This window comes from Desulfovibrio sp. JC010, assembly GCF_010470675.1.
Classification (GTDB): Bacteria; Desulfobacterota; Desulfovibrionia; order Desulfovibrionales; family Desulfovibrionaceae; genus Maridesulfovibrio.
On sequence record NZ_VOIQ01000021.1, the window covers coordinates 19,714 to 41,458 of the forward strand.

The 21,745-nt window shown below is 49.8% G+C and carries 22 protein-coding genes and 1 riboswitch; of the genes, 13 read left to right on the forward strand and 9 right to left on the reverse strand.

The features are described 5' to 3' along the window. The first annotated feature begins 58 nt into the window (after positions 1-58). From FMR86_RS18855 to hisF, 6 genes are all read left to right on the forward strand, one after another. The gene (locus FMR86_RS18855; protein WP_163352953.1) at positions 59-481 is read left to right on the forward strand and encodes a CoA-binding protein; all 423 of its coding nucleotides are present in this window, start codon (positions 59-61) and stop codon (positions 479-481) included. Then, on the forward strand, positions 481-918 hold the full coding sequence (locus FMR86_RS18860) for a YkgJ family cysteine cluster protein (RefSeq protein WP_163352954.1): 438 nt from the start codon (positions 481-483) through the stop codon (positions 916-918). Before FMR86_RS18855 ends, FMR86_RS18860 begins: the two co-directional genes overlap by 1 nt. Positions 919-926: 8 nt before the next feature. After that, positions 927-1,739, forward strand: a complete 813-nt coding sequence (locus FMR86_RS18865) for a J domain-containing protein (protein WP_163352955.1) — start codon at positions 927-929, stop codon at positions 1,737-1,739. A 12-nt stretch (positions 1,740-1,751) separates the two neighbouring features. Beyond that, a complete protein-coding gene (locus FMR86_RS18870; RefSeq protein ID WP_163352956.1) occupies positions 1,752-2,078 on the forward strand; it encodes a hypothetical protein in 327 nt (108 codons plus the stop codon). Between the two features lie 264 nt (positions 2,079-2,342). Then, positions 2,343-2,981 carry an imidazole glycerol phosphate synthase subunit HisH gene (gene hisH, locus FMR86_RS18875; protein ID WP_163352957.1) on the forward strand — a complete coding sequence of 213 codons (639 nt, stop codon included), beginning with the start codon at positions 2,343-2,345 and terminating at the stop codon, positions 2,979-2,981. After that, entirely contained in the window at positions 2,974-3,753 is a 780-nt protein-coding gene (hisF, locus tag FMR86_RS18880; protein WP_163352958.1) for an imidazole glycerol phosphate synthase subunit HisF, read from the forward strand. The genes hisH and hisF overlap by 8 nt, the downstream gene beginning before the upstream one ends. Before the next feature lie 157 nt (positions 3,754-3,910). On the opposite strand, the gene FMR86_RS18885 is transcribed toward hisF, so the two are convergent. Then, on the reverse strand, positions 3,911-5,023 hold the full coding sequence (locus FMR86_RS18885; protein ID WP_203545012.1) for a glycosyltransferase family 4 protein: 1,113 nt from the start codon (positions 5,021-5,023) through the stop codon (positions 3,911-3,913). 158 nt (positions 5,024-5,181) lie between these two features. Here FMR86_RS18885 and FMR86_RS18890 point away from each other — a divergent pair, with 158 nt between their 5' ends. Then, a complete protein-coding gene (locus tag FMR86_RS18890) occupies positions 5,182-5,781 on the forward strand; it encodes a phosphatase PAP2 family protein (protein ID WP_163352959.1) in 600 nt (199 codons plus the stop codon). 43 nt (positions 5,782-5,824) lie between these two features. On the opposite strand, the gene FMR86_RS18895 is transcribed toward FMR86_RS18890, so the two are convergent. The 5 genes from FMR86_RS18895 to FMR86_RS18915 all read right to left on the reverse strand — a co-directional run bounded on the left by FMR86_RS18895 (position 5,825) and on the right by FMR86_RS18915 (position 10,515). Further along, on the reverse strand, positions 5,825-6,070 hold the full coding sequence (locus FMR86_RS18895) for a hypothetical protein (protein ID WP_163352960.1): 246 nt from the start codon (positions 6,068-6,070) through the stop codon (positions 5,825-5,827). A 266-nt stretch (positions 6,071-6,336) separates the two neighbouring features. Continuing rightward, positions 6,337-7,593, reverse strand: coding sequence for a serine hydroxymethyltransferase (gene glyA / locus FMR86_RS18900; RefSeq protein WP_163352961.1), 1,257 nt, complete (start codon positions 7,591-7,593; stop codon positions 6,337-6,339). A 53-nt stretch (positions 7,594-7,646) separates the two neighbouring features. Further along, a riboswitch (ZMP/ZTP riboswitch) is annotated at positions 7,647-7,735 on the reverse strand. Between the two features lie 66 nt (positions 7,736-7,801). Further along, a complete protein-coding gene (locus FMR86_RS18905; protein ID WP_163352962.1) occupies positions 7,802-8,245 on the reverse strand; it encodes a hypothetical protein in 444 nt (147 codons plus the stop codon). A 172-nt stretch (positions 8,246-8,417) separates the two neighbouring features. Then, complete coding sequence (locus tag FMR86_RS18910; protein WP_163352963.1) at positions 8,418-9,002, reverse strand: hypothetical protein; 585 nt, start codon at positions 9,000-9,002, stop codon at positions 8,418-8,420. 313 nt (positions 9,003-9,315) lie between these two features. Further along, positions 9,316-10,515, reverse strand: a complete 1,200-nt coding sequence (locus tag FMR86_RS18915) for an aminopeptidase (RefSeq protein WP_163352964.1) — start codon at positions 10,513-10,515, stop codon at positions 9,316-9,318. Positions 10,516-10,864: 349 nt separating this feature from the next. Here FMR86_RS18915 and FMR86_RS18920 point away from each other — a divergent pair, with 349 nt between their 5' ends. The 6 genes from FMR86_RS18920 (at position 10,865) to pgm (ending at position 15,703) form a co-directional block, all read left to right on the forward strand. Beyond that, on the forward strand, positions 10,865-11,053 hold the full coding sequence (locus FMR86_RS18920) for a ferredoxin (protein ID WP_136675049.1): 189 nt from the start codon (positions 10,865-10,867) through the stop codon (positions 11,051-11,053). 346 nt (positions 11,054-11,399) lie between these two features. Beyond that, a complete protein-coding gene (locus FMR86_RS18925) occupies positions 11,400-12,176 on the forward strand; it encodes a YkgJ family cysteine cluster protein (protein WP_163352965.1) in 777 nt (258 codons plus the stop codon). Between the two features lie 55 nt (positions 12,177-12,231). Next, positions 12,232-12,534: a hypothetical protein gene (locus tag FMR86_RS18930; RefSeq protein ID WP_203545016.1), complete on the forward strand. Its 303-nt coding sequence runs from the start codon at positions 12,232-12,234 to the stop codon at positions 12,532-12,534. 71 nt (positions 12,535-12,605) lie between these two features. Continuing rightward, on the forward strand, positions 12,606-13,226 hold the full coding sequence (locus FMR86_RS18935) for a tetratricopeptide repeat protein (protein ID WP_163352967.1): 621 nt from the start codon (positions 12,606-12,608) through the stop codon (positions 13,224-13,226). Positions 13,227-13,438: 212 nt separating this feature from the next. Next, positions 13,439-13,882 (forward strand): hypothetical protein, encoded by a 444-nt coding sequence (locus tag FMR86_RS18940; protein WP_163352968.1) that lies wholly within the window; start codon positions 13,439-13,441, stop codon positions 13,880-13,882. Between the two features lie 171 nt (positions 13,883-14,053). Beyond that, positions 14,054-15,703, forward strand: a complete 1,650-nt coding sequence (pgm, locus tag FMR86_RS18945; protein WP_163352970.1) for a phosphoglucomutase (alpha-D-glucose-1,6-bisphosphate-dependent) — start codon at positions 14,054-14,056, stop codon at positions 15,701-15,703. Between the two features lie 85 nt (positions 15,704-15,788). On the opposite strand, the gene FMR86_RS18950 is transcribed toward pgm, so the two are convergent. The 3 genes from FMR86_RS18950 to FMR86_RS18960 all read right to left on the reverse strand — a co-directional run bounded on the left by FMR86_RS18950 (position 15,789) and on the right by FMR86_RS18960 (position 21,740). Next, positions 15,789-18,248, reverse strand: coding sequence for a response regulator (locus tag FMR86_RS18950; RefSeq protein WP_163352972.1), 2,460 nt, complete (start codon positions 18,246-18,248; stop codon positions 15,789-15,791). 3 nt (positions 18,249-18,251) lie between these two features. Further along, positions 18,252-19,316, reverse strand: a complete 1,065-nt coding sequence (gene cheB, locus FMR86_RS18955) for a chemotaxis-specific protein-glutamate methyltransferase CheB (protein ID WP_163352973.1) — start codon at positions 19,314-19,316, stop codon at positions 18,252-18,254. Positions 19,317-19,451: 135 nt separating this feature from the next. Then, on the reverse strand, positions 19,452-21,740 hold the full coding sequence (locus FMR86_RS18960; protein WP_163352975.1) for a response regulator: 2,289 nt from the start codon (positions 21,738-21,740) through the stop codon (positions 19,452-19,454). Positions 21,741-21,745 lie beyond the last annotated feature (5 nt).

Sequence of the window (21,745 nt, forward strand, 5' to 3'; positions counted from 1 at the left end):
CAAGTAACCGGGCTTTACTGTAGCATGCGAAAATCAATTGGACGGAGAGACCAAAAACATGCTTATATTTGACGAAAAAAAATTAGCCGCACTTCTTGACGAGGTCAAGGTCATAGCCGTAATCGGCGCGGTAGATAAACCCGGACGCCCGGTGGACCGGGTCTGCCGTTATATGATTGATGCAGGCTACGAAATCATCCCCGTGCACCCTAAAAGGGAGAATGTCTGGGGACTTAAGACATACAAATCCGTTACCGACATTCCCGTTCCGGTTGATCTCGTGAACCTTTTCAGGGCTTCCCAGTTCTGTGCGGATCATGCCCGTGAAGTACTGAGCCTTGAAACCCTGCCCAAATGTTTTTGGATGCAGGAAGGAATTTTCAGCCCCGAAGCACGCGAACTGCTCGAAGGCAAAGATATCACAGTAATCGAAGACCGTTGCATAATGGTTGACCATAAAAATTTAGCAGGCAATAAATAATGAGCAAGGCTTTTGAATGCCAAATGTGCGGCCACTGCTGTCAGGGCGAAGGCGGCATCATCATGACCGCCAAGGACCGCAACAGACTCGCCGACCACCTCGGCATATCCGAACAGGAACTGATTGAGAAACACAGCGAAACCGTTAACGGTAAAATCCGCCTTAGGTCCCGCGAGGACGGATACTGTGTATTTTATAATGAAGGCTGCGGAGTCCACCCCGGCCGCCCGGACATCTGTAGAGCATGGCCCTTTTTCCGGGGCAATCTAATTGATGAAATGAGCTGGGAGATGATTCAGGAATACTGTCCCGGCGTGAACAATGAAGCCGGCCACGCCAAATTTGTTGAAGAAGGCAAGGAATACATCCGCGCTGAAGGCTTGCGCCAGCACGATCCCGATGTGGCCCCAAACGCACTGATTACTGACGAAGACTAATTTCCGCTATGAACACAAGACAGGCACAGAGCATCTTAAAAGTCGGCCCCAATGCCAGCGAGGAGGACATCAAACGTTCTTTCCGCAAGCTGGCATTCAGCATGCACCCGGACTTGAACCCCAGCCCTGATGCCGCCAAAAAATTCCGCCAGCTCAACGAAGCCTACGTATTCCTCAAAAACGTTGCCGGAAACACAGGTGCCGGAAAAGCTTCGGCGAACAACCGTTCATACACCCGCCGGAAACCGGACTTCAAATCTCAATCGGACCGCAAGACCGCCCGCGAAGGAGCCAGCGCCTACCGCGCCCAGCAGTCCAAAGCCAAGACCGAAGCACGCAGCGACAACGGCACTTCCAATGCCCAGCAAAGTCGGTACTTTTTCCAGAAGGAAGAAGACGTGCTCAAGGATATTTTAAACGATCCATTTGCCCGTCAGGTCTTTGAAGATATCTACAGCCAGATCAGCAAGGATAAACCTTTTCAGAAACCTTCCGCCCCGGTCAAAGAGCGCAAACTCAATCTGAACTGGGGTGACAAGACCGCATCCGTGGATGTCTCATCCGGTCTCGGATCAGGTGTAAAAGCATGGTTCAAAGGTCAGCTGGATGACGAGCAGACCATCTATTTCCCGGCCTCAGCCTTGCATCCGGGCCGCAGCGTACGCATCACCCTGCAACAGGGCATCCGCAAAAAAAGCAAAACCCTTGAAATCACCCTGCCCCGCGATTTCGTCATCGGCAGGCCCATCCGGTTGAAAGGACAGGGTCGCAAGCTCGGTCCGTTCAAGGGCGATCTTTATCTGCGGATTATGGCCAAATAGGAATTTTCTGACATGTCTTATGAGAATAAAACGTTACAGGTACTAAAATTCATATACAGATTTACAACCACCTATGCCGTTACCGGGTATTGCCTTTTTCGATTCTTTGTTACTGGAGATGTAACGCTTGACTATTGGTGGATTTTTTTGATGGGTATTTTCTTGGGCCTGTTGGCAGATTTTTCATTCTTTTGCAAAGCCCGTCTCGAAAAGCTTAATGTGGATAATTATCCCAGCAAGAATGCAATGGTGTCGGATAATTTAAAAATGTCACGACATTATTTCTTCAAACTAGGCGACGGGCTTGAGGATAAAGATTTTTTTGATGGCTTTAAATAAATTATCAGTCCTATTTCCGGTCTTATGACGGCAACTAATACTATCCGTCTCATGTAAAAAAACTCTCCATCTTCTGATCTTTTCACTTGTTTTCCCTCGATTTTTTGACTAGCTCCTATATATAGAACAGAACCGTTATATACTGCCCTGTTATGGCAGCCGTTCTTCTGGGCTCAACTCTGTGCCCGGAAAATATACCCTCATTAAAAGTTACAGACTTCTGCGGTTCAATAAGTATTTAACAAACACAAGGGGGCCCCTCTCATGCTGGCTATTCTTGATTACAAGGCCGGAAACCAGACCAGTGTACAGCGTGCACTGAATAAACTCGGCATTGCCAACGAAATCACCAACGACAAGGATGTGCTGTCCAAAGCAACCGGCATCATCTTTCCCGGCGTCGGTGCTGCCGGACAGGCCATGGATGAACTAACATCCGGCGGACTGGACGAACTTCTCAAAGAACTCGTGCAGCAGAAGAAACCGCTGCTCGGCATCTGTGTAGGCTGTCAGATTCTGCTGGACTACAGCGAAGAAAACGACACGCAGGCTCTTTCCGTCATTCCCGGTGAATGTCGCCTATTCAACCCCTCATGGGAAGATTACGAAGGCGTGCCCATCCGCGTACCGCACATGGGCTGGAACACCATCGAGCTCAAGCAGGACTGCATCCTGTTCAAGGACATCGATCCCGATGCGCATTTCTACTTCGTACACAGCTACTACCCTGCTCCCGAAGACAAATACATCATCGGTGAAACCACCTACGGCCGTCCCTTCTGCTCCCTGCACGGGCGCGAAGGACTCTGGGCTGTTCAGTTCCACCCGGAAAAGTCCGGCAACCCCGGCCTGAAGCTGCTTTCCAATTTTTACGAATACTGCAAGGAGGCAACCGATGCTTAGTAAAAGAATCATCCCCTGCCTCGATGTCAGGAACGGAATCCTCACCAAAGGCATTAAATTCAAAGGCAATGTCGATATCGGCGATCCCGTGGAAACCGCCCGTCTCTACTACGAGCAGGGTGCGGATGAAATCGTATTCTACGACATCACCGCATCTTCCGAAGGACGCGGAATTTTCCTCGACGTGGTCGAGCGCGTTGCTTCCGAGATTTTCATCCCCTTTTCCGTGGGCGGAGGCATCAACTCCGTACAGGACATGCGCGATGTTCTCCTTGCCGGAGCGGAAAAGGTTTCCGTGAATTCCGGTGCGGTCAAGAACCCGGACATCATCAGCGAAGGTGCCGCAGCTTTCGGTTCCCAGTGCGTGGTGCTCGGCATGGACGTCAAACGTGTTGAAAAGTCCGAAAAGATTCCTTCCGGTTTTGAAATCGTCATCAACGGCGGCCGCAAGTACATGGGCATTGATGCCCTTGAATGGGCCAAGACAGGCGAATCCCTCGGTGCAGGCGAAATCTGCCTCAACTCCATTGATGCCGACGGTGTAAAGACCGGATACGATCTGGAACTTACCCGTCTGGTATCCGAGAGCGTACGCATCCCGGTTATCGCATCAGGCGGCGCAGGCAACCCGCAGCACATGGTCGAGGCCGTAACCGAAGGCCGCGCTACCGCCGCGCTCATTGCCTCCATCGTTCACTACGGTGATTATACCATCCCGCAGCTTAAAGAGCACATGGCTTCCAAAGGTGTACGCGTACGCGGCAGCTGGTAATTTTGCCTTCGGCGACCCTGCCGGGGGCCTTAAACCCTTTTTGAAAAAAGGGTTTAAGAATCCCAAAAACTTTTAATAGTTTGGCTAGTTGCTAGCTTGGCAGATAGTGCTACTAAAAGATTAAAAGGCGAAGTTGATTTCTCAACTTCGCCTTTTCTTATTTATTCAGGAACTCTTCTACCAGTTGTAGGTACGGTTCAATGCCGCATGGCACATCATCCGGCCATTGGAATGGTCGGCCTTGATCCTGTGTAGCTGTCGTTTGGATCATTTCAGCCATCTTTATGTAATCAGACGGATCATCAATGATCTGCTCTTCGGGCAGGAAGTAGCTGCTGCCGTTATCACGGGAACTGATTACCGGGGTTCCGCAGGCCAATGCTTCGAGCACGGAATTGGAACAGGCATCATAGAATGACGGAAGCACAAAAACGTCCGAACGTCCGTAAAGTGCGGGCATATCTTCCACTCTTCCCAGAAAATGCACACGCTCGGCTACGCCTAGTTCTTCAGCGAGCTTCACATATTTGGAAGGGTTGCGGCCGCCTGCCACCTGCAGGTGGTAATTGGCGGGCAGTTCCGCCAAGGCTTTGATCAGGAATGAAACACCCTTAAGCGCAAAATTTGTGGTTGCAGTGGAGATGAGGATATCTTTTTTGGACAGGGAAAATTCCCTGCGAGCCACGTTCCTTTCCTCTTCGCAGGGCTGGCTGAAGAGTGAAAGATCCGGCTTATTATAGATGACATCTATTTTGCGCCCTGCAAGAGAGGGATGTGATTCCACCATCCAATCACGCACCCGGTGGGAAACACAGACCATGCGGCAATCCGATGCAGCCTGTTTACGTTCGATATATTTAATGAGCAGATTCACCAATGCAGTGCGGCGACGAAACATCTTGAAGGAACGGGCAAATCCCGCAGGCCATGCCCGCTGCGATAATGCCCAGAAGGATTCCAGCGGCCCACCGCCGATACGCAGTATATCCTGATTCAAGGATTTACCAAGACTGATGGTCAAATCGTAGTTGCCATTTTTACGGGCCTTTTCCGCAGCCAGAACAAACCAGAGCAACTTCCCGGCCCGGCAGAATCCATAGCGTCCGACTTTGACAATATTTACGCCCTGCGGCGGTTCATCTTCAGAGCGGGCACAAATAAAATCCACACCGTATCCGGCATCGGCAAGGGCCGCACTCAGGTTGTATCCGAAACGTTCCACCCCGCCGTAACGACCGAAACGGGGCAAAATCAGGGCTATTTTTTTCATTGTAATCTATGTGTAATGTATAGCCCTTGCAGGCTTTTACTTTTATTTATATTGATACTCGCAGACAAACAACACGAGCCTGAAATCATTGCAACGGACGGGCATGTTATTCGGAAACAACCGTCTTGCCAAGGAAAACGGACATACAGGAGAAATAAGTGCCTTTTTATACCCAACCGCTGGATATGCAGATTTTCATTCTGGTCAACCAGATTTTCCGCAAGCACTGGCTGGACATTGTCATGCCCCTGCTTTCATCCGCCGCCCTGCTCTGGGCTATTATCACGCTGGTAACTGTATTCGGAGTCTGGAAAAAAGGCCCGAAATTTCTGGTCATCATCCTGCTGATCTCCGCCACCATGGGACTGGCCGATTTTTCCACCAACCTGATCAAAAAATCCATCGGCCGGGTCCGCCCGCTCAACTCCATCCCCCTGACCTATTTAAAAGAAGACGGCATCTGGCAACGCCGCCCGCTTGATTATCAGCAGACAAAAGAACGCGGCAACTCCTACCCCTCCGCACACGCGGCAAACTCCATGGCTTTTGCGGTCATGCTCATGTTCTTTTTCCGCAAACTGCGTCCATGGATGCTCTTCCTGCCCATCGGGGTAGGCTATTCCCGCCTCTATCTGGGCAAGCACTTCCCCACTGACGTCATGGCCGGATGGGCACTGGGAGCCTGCATCGCCGTTTCAGTCTGGCTGCTTTGGAGCTACTGGTTGAAATTTAAGTTACCGGAAAAATACAGGCCGTAAATTTAAAATCCCCCTTGGAATGTTCTCCGAGGGGGATTAAATTTTACTGGTTATACCATATGCCAAGGAGCCACTTATTTGAGCTCATTTGCATAAAGCTATGCCTGTTCGTTTTTGTAATGGGCACAGGACTAGTAATCTCCATCCGGATATGTTGAGGACTACTGAATATAGTTTTAACATTTACTGTTCCGGCAGCTTGCCCCTGATTGCCATAAATGGTGCCGAGAAAAAAACCTGTACCCAAAACAAATGCGAGCATTACAGCCCGTAATAATTTTCCCTTCATTGCTATTCTCCTTGTTTAGCCGTGCTCTTAATTATTCAATATATAAACAATCAACTATTTCAAACAAAAAATCGACTTGCTCCATCAGGATCAAGTCGATTTTTTATAAGAGGCAAGGCTGTGACTAAAAAATTTCCGGGCTGGCTGATAAAGTCGTTACCCACAAGACAATTTACAATAAATCTCAGCCAACCCGGGAAGAAATATTTGTCCGGGATTTCAGGGGATGAGTGAAATCCCGGACACATGGAAAGGAAGGAGTGTTGCTAGATTCCCGGAACCGGAAACCTTGAGCAGAAAGATTCAATTTCCGACCGGGTGGTAGCGGCCAGAGCTTTATCTTCAGGATTTTGGAGGATGGTGGTGATCCAGCCCGCCAGCTTGACCATGTCGGACTCCTTCATGCCGCGTGAGGTTGCAGCGGGAGTACCGATTCTGATGCCGCTGGGCTTCAGAGGCGGATTGGGGTCATCGGGGATGATCTGCTTATTGGTGGTGATGGAGACCCCATCAAGAAGCTCTTCAGCAACTTTGCCGTTGATGCCGTAGCTCTTCTCAGTATCAAGGACCATCATGTGATTGTCTGTTCCTCCAGTGACAAGGGAAGCACCGGATTTCAGCAGCTCATCAGCCAGAGTTTTTGCATTGAGCAGCACCTGCTTACCGTAATCCTTGAATTCCGGCTCAAGTGCTTTTTTGAGAGTGACCGCGATACCGGCAATGGTATTCATGTGCGGTCCACCCTGCAGGCCGGGAAAAACAGCCTTGTCGATCTTGGGTGCGAATTCCTTTTTGCAAAGGATCATACCGCCACGGGGACCGCGCAGGGATTTGTGGGATGTGGAAGTGACAACATCAAAACCGAAATCAAAGGGGTTGCGGATGACATCGGCAGCAATGAGTCCGCCGTAGTGCGAAGCATCGGTCATGGTGATGGCCCCTACTTCGTCGGCAATTTTCTTGAAAGCAGCGTAATCCAGATCGCGGGGGTAGGAGGTGTACCCGCAAAGGATCATTTTCGGCTTGTGCTCAAGGGCGGTTTTGCGCAGCTCGTCAAAATCAATGCTACCGTCTACAGGGTCGGTCTTGTAACGAATGAAATTGAAAAGCTTGCCCATGAAGGAAACCGGGGCACCGTGAGTAAGGTGCCCGCCATGGGAGAGATCCATGGCCAGAATGGTATCGCCGGGTTCAAGAAGTCCGAGATATACAGCCTGATTCATGGGAGAACCGGAAAGCGGCTGCACATTGGCGTGCTCACAACGAAAGACCTGCTTTGCCCGCTCACGGGCAATGTCTTCGATGGTATCGGTGAATTCCTGACCGCCGTAGTAACGTCTGCCGGGGTAACCTTCGGAGTATTTGTTGGTGAAAACACTGCCGAGGGTGCAGAGAACTTCGGGGTAGGTATAGTTTTCAGAAGGGATCAGTTCAATACCGACTTTCTGGCGGGATTCCTCGCCGGAAAGAGCATTGAAAATGTCGGGATCATTTGACTGGAGAAGATTTCGATATTCCTGCATGGGCACTCCTTGTAGATCGCCTCACGGAGAGGCAAGGAAGCACGTCTTGAAGAAGACGAGGCCCAGGCGAGCGGCAGGTAATATAAATTCCGTGTTTCCCTGTGGTTAATTCCACATTACATCGCCAGTTGCACGGAATGTGTATTCAAAAACTGAGTAAAACCTAGCAACAGATTTCAGCTCTGTAAACAAGTTTTTCAAATTTATCTTAATTTTCCGGTTCACCGAGCTTGTAACGGATGCGCAGTACGCCATCATCAAAGCTATGCGAAACCATCTTGAATTCACCGATTTCATTGGAATTATCAACATGATCACCAATACAGGGGCAATGATCAAAATCACCGATATTTACCACCCGCACCTCGGTCACACCTTCAGGAAGCCGGGTCAGATTGAAGCGTTCATCGGCCTCCTTAAGACTGATCATCTGTTCAGTCACAATCAGATCAGCTGAAATAGCCTCATTCACACCCTGCTCGATTTCGGAGGCTTCGGCATCGGTCAAACCGCGCTCGAATTTGTAATCGCACTTGGATTTTTTCTTGTTGATATGCGCGCTGAAGCAACGGTCACAGCCGAACTTACGCACCATCACCTGATTAAGAATATGTTCTGCGGAATGCATGCGGGGCTGGTATTGTTTTGCCATTTTGGGTGGTCCTTATATGCTTGATTAATTCTTTTTGAGGCAACTTAAGCCAGTTGGATGCATATCTCAAGTCATAACCACAAAAGCGGTCTCTTAACGAAAAACAAAAAAACCGGAACCACGACCAAACAGGCCGCGGTTCCGGCTATATTTTCAATTTCTAATTATCCGGCTAAAAGAACTTACGCCGCACAACACCTACCACGCCGAGTCCGCCGAGCATGATGAATGCAGCACCGGGAATGGGAGTGGGGGCAACATTGGAGATATTGGTAATCTTCAAATTGCTGGTAGCAATCTGGGTATACCCCCAGTTTTCATTAAAAGCGGCCTCAAAAATCTGATTAACGGTAGAACCGATGGTCAAATCACCGAACCCGGAACTCCAATTACTGATCTCCAGATAAGTCTGCTCGTTCCCGGTCTGGGAATAAAATCCACCGTTATGGGGATTCAGATAATTGTAATTACGGGTAGTCATTCCGTTCAACGTTCCAGAATATAAAGAACTGTAATAAGAACCCTTTACATCCTTATTCTTACCATTGTTCTTAGTATAAAACCCGGTCCGGTCAGTATCGATTTCGATCACATACCTAACCGTATCACCGACAGAAATACCGGCAGCACTTGCCAGCCCTCCGCCGTCACTTATGGACCCTACTGTCCCTTCAAGAGTATAATAGTATGATGCTGATGCCTGTGCCGGAATAACCAGTATAACCAGCAAAGCAAGAATGGATAAAATATTCTTCATGAGGAATCACCTCCACCGATTTTCCCTAGATAGAAAATAACCAGAATAAAAATTTCAGTCAAGAAATCCTTAAAAAGCCCCGCCCCGCCTAACTTAAAGCCAAGCTGTTAATATCTTGCATTTTTAATTATGTGCACAAAAACATATAAAATAATAATAATTACTAATTATCAAAATACAAGTTTTCCAGACACAAAAAAAAGACTCCACCCAAGATATCTGCAAGCCCGTTGCCAAATACGAAAAAAACAAAAATCCCGGTTGACCGAGGATCAACCGGGATTTTCAACCTGAATATTTTTCCGGGAAATAATTAAACCTGAAACTCTCCGGACTTGTAGATGACCACTTCGCTTCCGTCCTTGAGGGTAGCGTAGACAGTCTTATCCTGAGTGTTGACCAGATCCCAATGCAGTGCAGAGGTATTGTAACCCAGCTCTTCCTTCATGCGGGCATCAAGCTCGGCCTGATCTCCGGCATAGGTATCGGGATAGGAGGACCCCACGGCAACGTGGCAGTTACCGAATTCCCCGCCATAGTTCTCATCGTAGAGAGTGTTGGCCATGAACTTGTCAATACGGGAGAAACGGCGGTCGGTCAGGGAAAACTCGCCCAGCTTGGACGCACCTTCGTCCATTGCCAGCTGCTTTTTAACGAACTCCTCACCTTCTTTGGCGGTGATCTCCTTGGCCACACCGTCCTCAAAGACAATGCGCACACCTTCCACATAGTTACCGGAACGGTAGGAAGGCTGGTCCGCATAGTATACGCCGGAAGTCCCGCGCCAGTCAGGCGAGATAAACAGTTCAAAACTGGGGATGTTGTGCCCGGAAACCCCGATCCACTGACGCAGGTCGCCATGCTTTACGGTCAGGTCCATGTCATCGGAAACAACACGGTAGGACTCGATCCCCAGTCCGTTAAGCCAGTTTTTAACTTCGGAAGCCTTGTCGAATACGCCCTTCCAGCAGGAAGCCGGATCATCTTCATCGAGGTAACAGGCCTTAACGATCTGGGCGGTGAAGTCCTCAAGGGAAAGCCCCGCGGATTCCGCAAGGGCCTTGGTGGGATAAGAACAAAGGGTCCAGCCCAGTTCGCCCTGCTGCTCACGCCCTTCCATGATATCACGCAAAAACTTGCGGGCCACGGCACATTTGCCCATTCGTGAAGGATCAACCCCGGCCAGATGGGTCAGGGATGAGGGTGCCAGCAGTACGATGAGCCCGTTCAGCCCTTTGGTGAATTCCTGCTCACCGGGAGCAATATAACGAAGCTGGTCATCATCGCCGTCACCGTAAAAACTTTTTTCCATGGCCGGAGTCAGGGTCATTCTCGGGACCGGGTTAAGCCCCTCATCAATAAGCCGCTTGAAGACAGCCTCGGCCAGAGGCAGGGCTTCCGCTTCATAACGGACCATAATCAAATCGCCTTTTTCATAAGGCTTGGTACGTGCGGTGGTCAGTCCCCACCACAAGGCATCCACATATTTATCAAGCTGTTCTTTGGTCAGCATATAAATTACTCCTAGATAACCATATCTATTTTGAATTAAAGCCACCTATTAATTCAATGTTCCGTTAAAGTCATCCTCAATAAGATAAAAAATATCAGGCTGGACTGAAAATCATAATCCCTGCTTGAAAATCATAATCTATATAATTAGGATGTTTCTTGTACTTTTTGTACCTGCCTTCTTGACATGAGGAGGGCTTGTGGCTATCCACTTTTCAATAGCCCTGAGTCGGGGGTCTAAGCTGGAACCAATCCGGCTCAATCCTAATTGTTAAAGACTGCGTAGCCTGTCGGCTTATGTACGCAGGCTACCAGAGGCTAAAAAATCAATCTTTTTGGAGGGTAACTCTATGAGCTACATTATTACCATTGATAACGACAAATGTAACGGCGACGGCGAATGTGTTGATGTATGTCCTACCGAAGTTTACGAACTTCAGGACGGCAAAGCAGTAGCTGTTAACGAAGACGAATGTCTCGGTTGTGAATCCTGCATCGAAGTATGTGAGCAGGACGCTATCACCATCGAAGAGCAGTAGAAAATTCTTCATTAACGAAGTTTTAAAGGCGGGAATCAGGGTCAGCCCAGATTCCCGCCTGCTCTTTAATTAACGGTCAACGAATTTTCAAATGTTCAGCGGACCAGCCAGCCGGAGCCGGATTTCTTTTTCTTCTCCCCCCTCTCCTTTCCAAATTTTTTTATGCGCCATCCCCGGCATACTGCCTGTGCCGATTGTTAGAACCGCCATGCGGGGCGGCTTACAGAAAATTCAGTAATTATTTTCATATAAACAATTGACTGCTGAACAATAAGACTTAGCTTATACGAGTTTAGGCGGAACTTTCCGCCAAAGCTCTGAACATATTTTTCACGGAGGTTTTGCTTTGGAGTTCAAAGAAATTTTTCAAAAATATGAAGCTCTTGTCGCTGAAGTGGACAAGACTTTCGATAAGATATCCGACCAGACTGATGCAGGCATCAAATGCGAAAAGGGTTGCAGTGACTGTTGTCACGCCCTCTTCGACCTGACCCTTGTGGAAGCGATTTATATCAACCGCAAGTTCAATGAAGCTTACAGCGGATTGGAACGTTCCGAAATCATGCAGGAAGCAGATAAAGCGGACCGTTTGATCCACAAGATCAAAAGAAGGGCTTTTAAGGCCAGCCAGTCCGGAGCCTCCACAACTGAAATTCTCAAGGAAGTTTCCCTTGCAAGGGTAAAATGCCCTTTCCTCAAGGAAAGCAACCTCTGTGCCCTTTATGATTATCGCCCCCTGACCTGCCGCATCTACGGCGTGCCCATGAATATCGGCGGACAGGCGCACTCATGCCAGAAGTCAGGCTTCACTCCCGGTAAATCGTACCCCACCATCAATATGGACACCCTGCAGTCCAAACTGATGCAGCTGAGTGAAGAGCTGGCCGCTTCCATCAACTCCTCCCTGAAGGAACTGCCGGAAGTACTGGTTCCCCTCTCCATGGCACTGGTTACCGAATACACACCGGAATACCTCGGCGCCAACACCGGGGACAAGCCGGAACCCAAAACTCCTGCTGCTGCACCCTCTGAAGCCTGCGGAACCTGCGATAAAGACAAGTCCGCATGCGCTGACTGCAACTACTCTGTAGAGCTGGGCGCAATGCCCGGTAAAATAGAGTGAGGAGATAAAAGTGGGCACCCTTACTCCGGAAGAAATTGATGAACAAAAGCGATACATGTACGAAAAGCTTTCGCCGCGCAGGCGCAGGTTTGTCGACAAGATCGGTTATGATGAATGGGACCCTTTTGCGAAACCATTCGATCCCATTGACCTGCGTCAGGACGTAACAGGAAGAACTTCGCAGCAGCTCTGTGAAGAATTCATCCGCGAGGTCCACGTGAACAGAAACTCCGAATACGCGCAGGCTGCTGCCGAATTCGGGGTCATGCTGGTCATGAACTTCGAAAAGGTACGCCCCATTTATGACTTTTGCGTCTGGTACGAAGAACTGCTGAAAAAAGAAGGCAAGCACGTTTAACGTGAACCGGGAACATCGGCAGCACACCAATAACGACAAAAACTTTTTTGTAAATATAAGAGGTTTTTCCCATGCAGAAATTTGATAATATTGATGATTATATTGCGGATCTGAAAAAGAAAAAAGAAGCCAGCCCGACCTGCAGCAACACCCGCTACAATCTGGCTGTTGCCCATCTGGCCAAAAGGGATTTCATGGAAGCTGAGCGTGAACTGCTCGTAGCCATCGACGAATCCCCCAAAATGGCGGAAGCATACGTACAGCTCGGTGGTATCGCCATGCAGCGCGGAGACCTTGAAGGCTGCCTGCGCTACAACATCACCGCAACCCAGCAGCGTCCCTTCTTCGCAGTACCCTGGGGCAACATCGGCTACGTGTACATGGAACAGGGTGAAACCGACAAAGCTATCGGAGCACTGAAACGCGCCATCAAGTACGATCCCAACTTCGTACAGGCCCTTTCCACCCTCGGAGCAGCCTACTTCAACATAGGCGAACTGGATGACTGCATTGAAGTCTGTGAAAAAGCCATCAAGCTTGCAGACAACTTCGGTCCGGCATGGAACAACCTCGCTCTCTGTTACACTGAAAAAGAAGACTACAAAAAAGCCATTGAGTGCGTGGACAAAGCCATTGAAAGCGGCTTTGACGTATCCGCTGACTTCCTCAAAGAGCTTGAGCAGCACCGTTAATTGTTTTTATAAACAAGACCTTAAAAAGCTCCCTTGCTTGAACGGCGAGGGAGCTTTTGTTTTTTCACACAGACAAAATCACGCCCACACTTCCTCTCGTAAATAAAAACAAACTGTGCTAGTGTGCCGTAAGATTAATTTAATGAGAAAAACACGGCACGCTGAACTCGCCTGCCCCGCGGTACATTTCCAAACGTCACAACCGGATTCATATGCAAAACGCAGCTGACTTACTCTCCTTCAGTGGCATCGTCTGCTTCCTGATCGCCATCCTGCATATCGTGATAATTATTGCCGGCCCCAAGGCTTACCGTTATTTCGGTGCCGGGGAGGACCTGACATCTCTGGCGGAAAAGCACTCGATTATCCCGCCCCTTTTAACCGCATTCATCGCCACAGTATTGGCAGTCTTCGGGCTTTACGCTTTTTCAGGAGCCGGGGAATTTGCGCGTATGCCCATGCTCGGCCCGGTTCTGATCCTGATCGGTGCCATTTTCAGCCTCAGGGGCCTGGTTCTGCCCGTGCAGCTTTTTAATTTACTGCGCAAACCGCACAAGACCGATACAAAAGAAATTTTCTTCTCATTGATCGCCCTGCTTACCGCCATATGCCTTTTGTACGGGACATTCCTGAACAGGGATTTTATTTTCCAATAATTATCCAGACCTACCGAGAATCATAGACAAAGCTGACTCCAAGCTGTAAATTGTTGTAAAAGAATTCCCCGTTGAAAAGCAGGTTACAATCAGCTGAAATAAACTGTTAACTATTGTCTTTTTATATTTCTTTGATATTCTTTATCGGCACACACTAATTCGGAGGATTAAATGGCACTCAGCAAATTCGCGGGACAACTGGCTCCGGCAGACATCCTGGAAAATATACCCAGACTCGTATCAGCATACTACACAGTAAAACCTGATCCTTCCGTAGATTCCCATCTCGTGGCATTCGGAACCTCAGGGCACAGAGGATCCGCTCTGGACGGTTCTTTCAACGAAGCCCACATCTTCGCAATCGCGCAAGCCATCTGCGAATACCGGAAATCAAAAGGCTATACCGGGCCTCTTTTCATGGGCAAAGACCCCCACGCCCTTTCGGAACCGGCCCAGATGTCAGCTCTGGAAGTCTTTGCGGCAAACGGCGTAACCGTACTGCTCAACGATAAAGGCTACACCCCCACTCCGGCAATTTCCCACGCCATTCTCGCCTACAACAAAAGCAGAAATGACGGATTCGCCGACGGCGTGGTCATCACCCCGTCCCACAACCCTCCGCGCGACGGCGGCTTCAAATATAATCCGCCCAATGCCGGACCGGCAGGGACTGCGATCACCCGCACCATTCAGGACCGGGCCAATGAGATTCTCAAAAACGGACTCAAAGACGTTAAGCGGATTCCCTTCAGCCGGGCCATAAAAGCGGATACGACCAAAGAATTTGATTTCATCACCCCGTATGTGGATGACCTTGAAAATATTGTGGACATGCAGGCCATTGCATCTGCAGGCCTGAGCATCGGGGTTGATCCTCTGGGCGGTGCGGCCATTGATTTCTGGGAGCCCATCGCAGACAGATACGGCCTGAACATCAATGTGGTGAATAAAAAAGTCGATCCGGCCTACTCTTTCATGCATGTGGATAAAGACGGCAAAATCCGTATGGACTGCTCATCCCCTTACGCCATGGCCGGACTCATCGAACTGAAATACCAGTACGATATTTCATTTGCCAATGATCCTGATACGGACAGGCACGGCATCGTTACCAAAAGCCGCGGTTTGATGAACCCCAACCACTATCTTGCCGTTGCCATTGAATATCTTTACAAACACAGACCGCAGTGGAGTGAAAAACTTACCGTGGGCAAAACCCTTGTTTCCAGTTCCATGATTGACCGGGTGGCAAACTCCATCGACCGTCCGCTCATGGAGGTTCCGGTAGGTTTCAAATGGTTTGTGGACCCGCTGCTTGACGGCACCTGCGGCTTCGGCGGCGAGGAAAGTGCCGGGGCATCATTCCTGAGAAAAGACGGAACAGTCTGGACCACCGACAAAGACGGGATCATCATGAACCTGCTGGCTGCGGAAATCACAGCCATCACGGAAAAAGATCCGGGAGAACATTACACCTCCCTTGAAAAGAAATTCGGCCATCCGGTATACAAACGTATTGATACCCCGGCCACAGATGAGCAGAGAAAAGCGTTCAGCATCCTGACCCCGGACATGGTTCAGGCCAAAACCCTTGCCGGAGAAAAAATCGAAGAACGGCTGACAGCCGCCCCCGGTAACGGAGAAGCCATCGGCGGACTCAAAGTCGTGACTGAAAACGGCTGGTTTGCTGCCCGTCCTTCCGGTACGGAATCAATCTACAAAATCTATGCGGAATCCTTCAAAGGACTTGCCCATCTGGTAGCAATTCAGGAAGAAGCAGCCAAAATAGTCAATGCAGCGTTTGAAGTGGCGTTGAAGTAAAAAACGACACCCATAGCACAATAGAAAAGAGCAGCATGTTTTCGCACATGCTGCTCTTTTTTTTTACAAAAATAATCTTGAACGTTTACTGCTTAAGCTCTTCACACACCCTGAACGCTTCCTCTTCAAAGCGGACAAGATTTTTTTCCACCCCGTCCGGGTCTTCATTGATCAGAGTCTTCTCAAGAAGCACAGCCGCATCCCGGGCGCGAAGAGCGCAGATAGCGGCACAGCTGCTTTTCATGGTATGGACAATACGTTTCGCCACATCCCGGTCTTCCGTAAGAGCCTGCCTGAAATTACTGATCTCGGTATGGATATCATTTACGAACATGGAACATAATTCGTCATACAAAGACTGATCGCCCTGATACATGGACTCAGCTTTTTCGCGGTCAATAATTCTCTCCACACAAGTGACGGGCTCAACAAACGGATGTGCGTTCCCGCTGCAATCATTCATGGTCCGCAGGATTGCCTCCTGCAGGGCTACATACTGGATAGGCTTGGCAATGTAATTATTCATCCCCGCCTTAGCACATCTCTCCCTGACCCCGGCCATGGCATGGGCCGACATAGCCACAATGGGAATATTGCGGGCTGCGTCTCCGGACTGACCTTTGCGGATAGCTGTTGATGCGCTGAAGCCGTCCATTTCCGGCATTTCAAGATCCATGAGCACAAGATCCACTTCAAGACCGGACAGCATGCTGACCGCCTCCAGACCGTTTGAAGCAACATGAACACTGTGTCCCATCTTCTCCAGCAGACTGGTAGCAACCAACACGTTGATGGGATTATCCTCCACCAACAGGATGGAATACTCCGCAGAGGGGGCCGGTTCTTTATAAAATTCACCGGGCTGCCCGGAGACCATTCTCTCCGGATCTCCTTTTTTAAGAACCACGGAAAAAGTAAACACGCTACCGCAACCTTCAGAACTTTTAACCCCGATACGGCCTCCCATCATTTCCACCAGCTCGCGGGAAATGGCCAGCCCCAGTCCGGTCCCCCCGAACTTACGGGTTGTGGAGTTGTCCGCCTGCCGGAAACTTTCAAAAATCAGCCCCTGCTTGTCATCGGGAATACCTATCCCGGTATCACGGACCGCAACCTGAATAATCACTTCACCGGAATCTGCGCGTTCCTCAAGCCGGCTGACCTGAACAAAGACCCCGCCATGACCGGTGAATTTAATGGAGTTACCCACAAGGTTGAACAGAACCTGCTTCAGGCGGACCTGATCCCCGCGCACAGCTTTCGGAACATCTTCGCCAACGTCTATATTAAGGGCCAAGCCCTTATCCCGGGCCTGCTGCTCCATGCTTTTAACCACGTCATGCATGGCTTCGCCCAGGCAGAAATCATTCTCTTCCAAGGTGAGCATACGGGCCTCAACCTTGGAAAGGTCGAGGATATCGTTGATGAGGGTCAAGAGCTGGTCAGCGGAAACCTTTACAAGATCAAGATTCTCAGTCTGCTTTGCGGAAAGTTCGGAACGCAGGGTAAGATCGGTCATACCGATGATGGCATTGAGCGGAGTACGGATTTCATGACTCATGGAGGCCAGAAAACGGGACTTGAAACGATTGGCTTTTTCAGCTGCATCACGGGCCCTGATGATTTCCCGTTCCATTTCCTTACGCTCGGTTATCTCGATAAAAGAAGCCACGGCACCGCCGGATTCACCCTGCATGGGAGTTACTTCCAGCATGTACCAGCAGGGCCGCCCTTTGATCTCGAAAGAATATTCATAGGAAAATTTTTTGCTACTCCCTTCCACAACTGAGCGGACACCGTCCACCAGCTCGTTCAAGGAGCCGCGCAGACACCCGGAAGTAAAAATTGCGTCTTTAAAATCAAGTCCGTCCAGACCTTCTTCGGTTATGCCGGGAACAAAAATCTCCCGCCATGAGTCATTGGCAGCGATGATTTTCATCTTCGGGTCAAGAACGGCAATCTTGGCTGACATGGAGGCCAGCACAGAACTCAACTGTTCTTCACGGGCAAGCAGCTTGCGGTTGGCAACATCAAGCTGCCGTGACTGCAGAAGGGTATTTTCGTAGGTAGCCAGCAGCAGGTGGAAGACCTGACTGAAATCAGCTTTCAAGACATGTTTAACGCCTTGGAATTCAAAATCAACTTCCTGAAGCGAGCTTTCTGAATCAAAATTCGTATTCTTCAGAACCGACTCAATGCGCGAAAGCAGAAATTCTTCATCATAGGGTTTGGTTACAAAGTTGGTCGCTCCGCTTTTCAACCCCCTGATAATATCACCCGGATCTGAAAGACTGGTCAGCAGAATAACCGGTAAATCTTTATAGCGCGGATTCTCCCTGATCTTTTCGCAAAGCTTGTAGCCGTCCATGCCGGGCATTACAACATCGCTTATGACCAGATCAACACCCTTCTCTTCCAGAAATTCAAGGGCGTTTTCCCCATTGGGGACAAGGGAAACCCGAAATCCCCTTTCAAAAAGAATGTATTCCAGCTTGACCGCCTGTGTCAGGCTGTCTTCAACAACCAGAATATGATTTTTATCCACTACTTACCCTCCGGCAATCCCAAAAAAAATCTCCTTGAGATGCCCCCCGACCTTTTCAATAGGCAAAACAGACATTGCAGCCCCGAGCTTCACTGCCTCACCGGGCATTCCGAATACGATCGAACTCTCTTCGTCCTGCGCAATAGTGTATCCTCCATTGCGCCTGATCTCAAGCAGGCCGTCCGCACCGTCGCGCCCCATTCCGGTAAGGAGCACCCCCACCACGGAACGCCCCAGATTCCGCGCAGCAGAAAGAAAAAGAACTGAAGCCGAAGGTCTGATCCCACTCACACTCGGCGCGTCGGTAAGCACTATCTTTCTTTCCGCCGTAACTTCCATATGCGAACCTTCTGGCGCAAAATATACAATCCCTGATTTCAGAACATCACCGTGTTCCGCAAGCCGGACATCGTGACCGGTGTGATTTTTCAGCCAGCTGACCATACCGGAAGTAAAACCTTCGGACATGTGCTGGACAATTAGTACAGGAGCGGGAAATTCGTGCGGCAGTGACACGAGGAGCTGCTTGATAGCCTGCGGCCCCCCGGTGGAAGCACCTACACAGACAACCTTACCCCTTCCGGAAGACGGGGTAACACAGCAGTCACGATCAACAGACGGAGGGCAGGGCAGACCTGTCTCATTTCTGAACCTGCTCTTGCGGCGGACCACCCGGACTTCGGACATCAAACGAACCGAAATGATGATCTCCTGCATCTGCTCTTCGAAATTTTCGCTCCTGAGCGCCGGTTTATTATGAAAAGCAAGGGCACCAGTATCGATAAGCCGGAAACCGATCTCAGCATCGGAGGCACTGTATACAGCACTGATGATGACAATGGGTACCGGATTCTCCTCCATAATCATCCGGGTAACTCTGAAACCGTCGCAATCAGGAAGGTTGACGTCCATAGTGACCACATCCGGTTTCAACTCCCGGACCATACGCAAGGCGGAGTAGCCGTCTTCGGCACAGCCGACCACTTCAAAATCTTCCTCGCGCTTAAACATCTCCGCAAACAAAGTGCGCACAGATGCCGAGTCATCTACTATCAGGACCTTGATCACTTAAACCTTACTCCAGTCAGAAAAAAACAATATTCACATACGGAGGTATCACCTACACCCTAATTAGCCTGTCTGCAAATTCACGACTATTATATTTTAAACAACGACACAACCGCAAGAAAACATTATACATTATCAAGCAAGTCGATTGATAACCTCTAAAAGATTACCCTGATCAAAATTGGACTTGACGATGTAAGCATCCGCCCCGGCCTCAACTCCCCTTTCCCTGTCTTCAGGAGAACCGAGTGAAGTAACCAGAATAATGGGCAGGCTGGAACTGCCGTCCATCCCCCTGACCTTGGCAGTAAGAGTGAAGCCGTCCATCTGAGGCATTTCCACATCCGAGACAAGGACATCCGGCATGGATTCCTCAAGTTTCTGCAGGGCATCAAGGCCGTTCACAGCAGTCAGAACATTATACCCCGCAGCTTCCAGAACATTTTTAAGCAGCATGCGTGAGGTGATGGAATCTTCAGCCACAAGCACAGTCTTGACTTCAGCCTCTCCCTGCCTGTGCACAACGGCCCGTACCCTGCCTTGCGAATGAATCCCCAGAGCAGTGCGGGACATATCCGGCGTATGAAGGATAGGAGCCAGTTCACCGGAACCCAGCATGGAAAATCCTGAGACATTGCGGACCCTTTTCAGCAACGGTCCCATCCCCTTGGCCATTACGTCCTGCTCTCCGGCAAGATCGTCAACACTGACGGCGACCGTCCTGTTTCCCTTGCCGATAATCAGTACTGCAATGGCATTGCCTTTGACCTTACTGCGTTCCTGTTCCAGAATATCCGCCAGTCCGACCAGCGGAAGCGGCCTGCCGAAAACAAAGACGGTTTCTTTTCCGCCCGCCGTAATAATATCATCCTGCCGAACGAGCATAACCTTGCGTATACCCGACTTGGGAACCACGTACTGCTTTCCGCCGGACTCAACAACAACCCCTCTGAACGAGGTAAGTGCCACCGGGATATTCAGGACAATCCTGATTCCCTTGCCCTCAGGACTGGCGATAACGATGCTGCCCCCCAGTGATTCCACCTTGTCGCGGACAATTGCCATACCCAGCCCGCGCCCGGAGATATCGGTAATAATTTCGCTGGTGGACATACCTGAAAGAAAAATCAGTTCCAGAGCGGCGCGGCGATCCATCTTATCCGCTTCATCTGCGGAAAGGACTCCCCTGCTGACTGCAACAGCCTTGAGCCGGTCCAGATCGATCCCACGCCCGTCATCACCGTAAACAATTTTGACCACATCCCGGTCTGTCTGGGTAATGGAAAAAAATATGCTGCCCACGGGATTCTTACCCTTGGCAATGCGCTCACCCTTATCCTCAATACCGTGGTCAATGGAGTTGCGGATCATATGCATGAGCGGATCATGAAGCATTTCAAGAATTCTGCGGTCGATTCGCACATTCTCACCACTGGTTTCCAGCCGGCACTCCTTGCCCTGCTCCATACCCAAACTCCGCACCATACGCGGAAAAACTTCCAGCAAAGATGAAAACGGCAGCAGCATGGAATCCTTGAAATCATTCAGCAGACCGTCGACCTTTGAAGTAAGCTCCCATTCCGCCTTGCGTGCAGAAACCGCAAGCGCACCTGCTTTTTTGGAGAAAGCTTCCAGCTTTTCAGCCATCAGGGCATTAACCTTGAGTTCCTCTTCCGAGAGGCTGTCTACCCGGCGATCATAAACTTCATGAAAAAAACGAATATAGTCGGCAAGCATCTTTTCCAGTTCAGCAACATCCCTGACCCGGGCCCGTTGTGAATTTCGCGATGAAATCAATTCCTCTGCCTGCAAAAGAAGTCCGGTAAGAAAAGAAGAGCTGACCCGCACGGTATCGCCCATGGCGTTATGTACTGCACTGTTTTCATGCTTAAGCGGTTCTTCGGCATCCTGCGGCTGCTGGGTACTGATATCCTCAGGTTCATCTTCTAATATGGGGGCAACTTCACCAGCAGTTTCTTCTACTGGAATATGCCCGGACTCAATCTGCTGCGGCGAATCGGTCAATTCCTTCATTCTGGAAAGGGCCAGCATCACCTGCGCTGAAGCAACGGCCTCCACGGAATCATCCTCCTCTCTCAGGAGATCTTCCAATATATCGAGCCAGCCCAGCATAAGAGAACAGGTCACAGACGAAGGAATAAGTTCCTGTTTCTTAAGTACGGAAAAGAAGGATTCAAAACTCTGGCAGAACTCCTCCACCACACCGAGCCCAACAGCCCGTGCCGCACCTTTAAGGCTGTGCAGTTCCCTGTAGGAAGACTCGACAACCATGGCCAGATCGTCTTTTCCGCACCCTTTATCCAGCCGCAAAAAATCTGCGGAAAGAACCCTCATCCGGTCTGCGCTTTCACCCCGAAACGCGGCCAACAGCCTTTGCTTCAGATCACCACCGATCATGGACATACCCA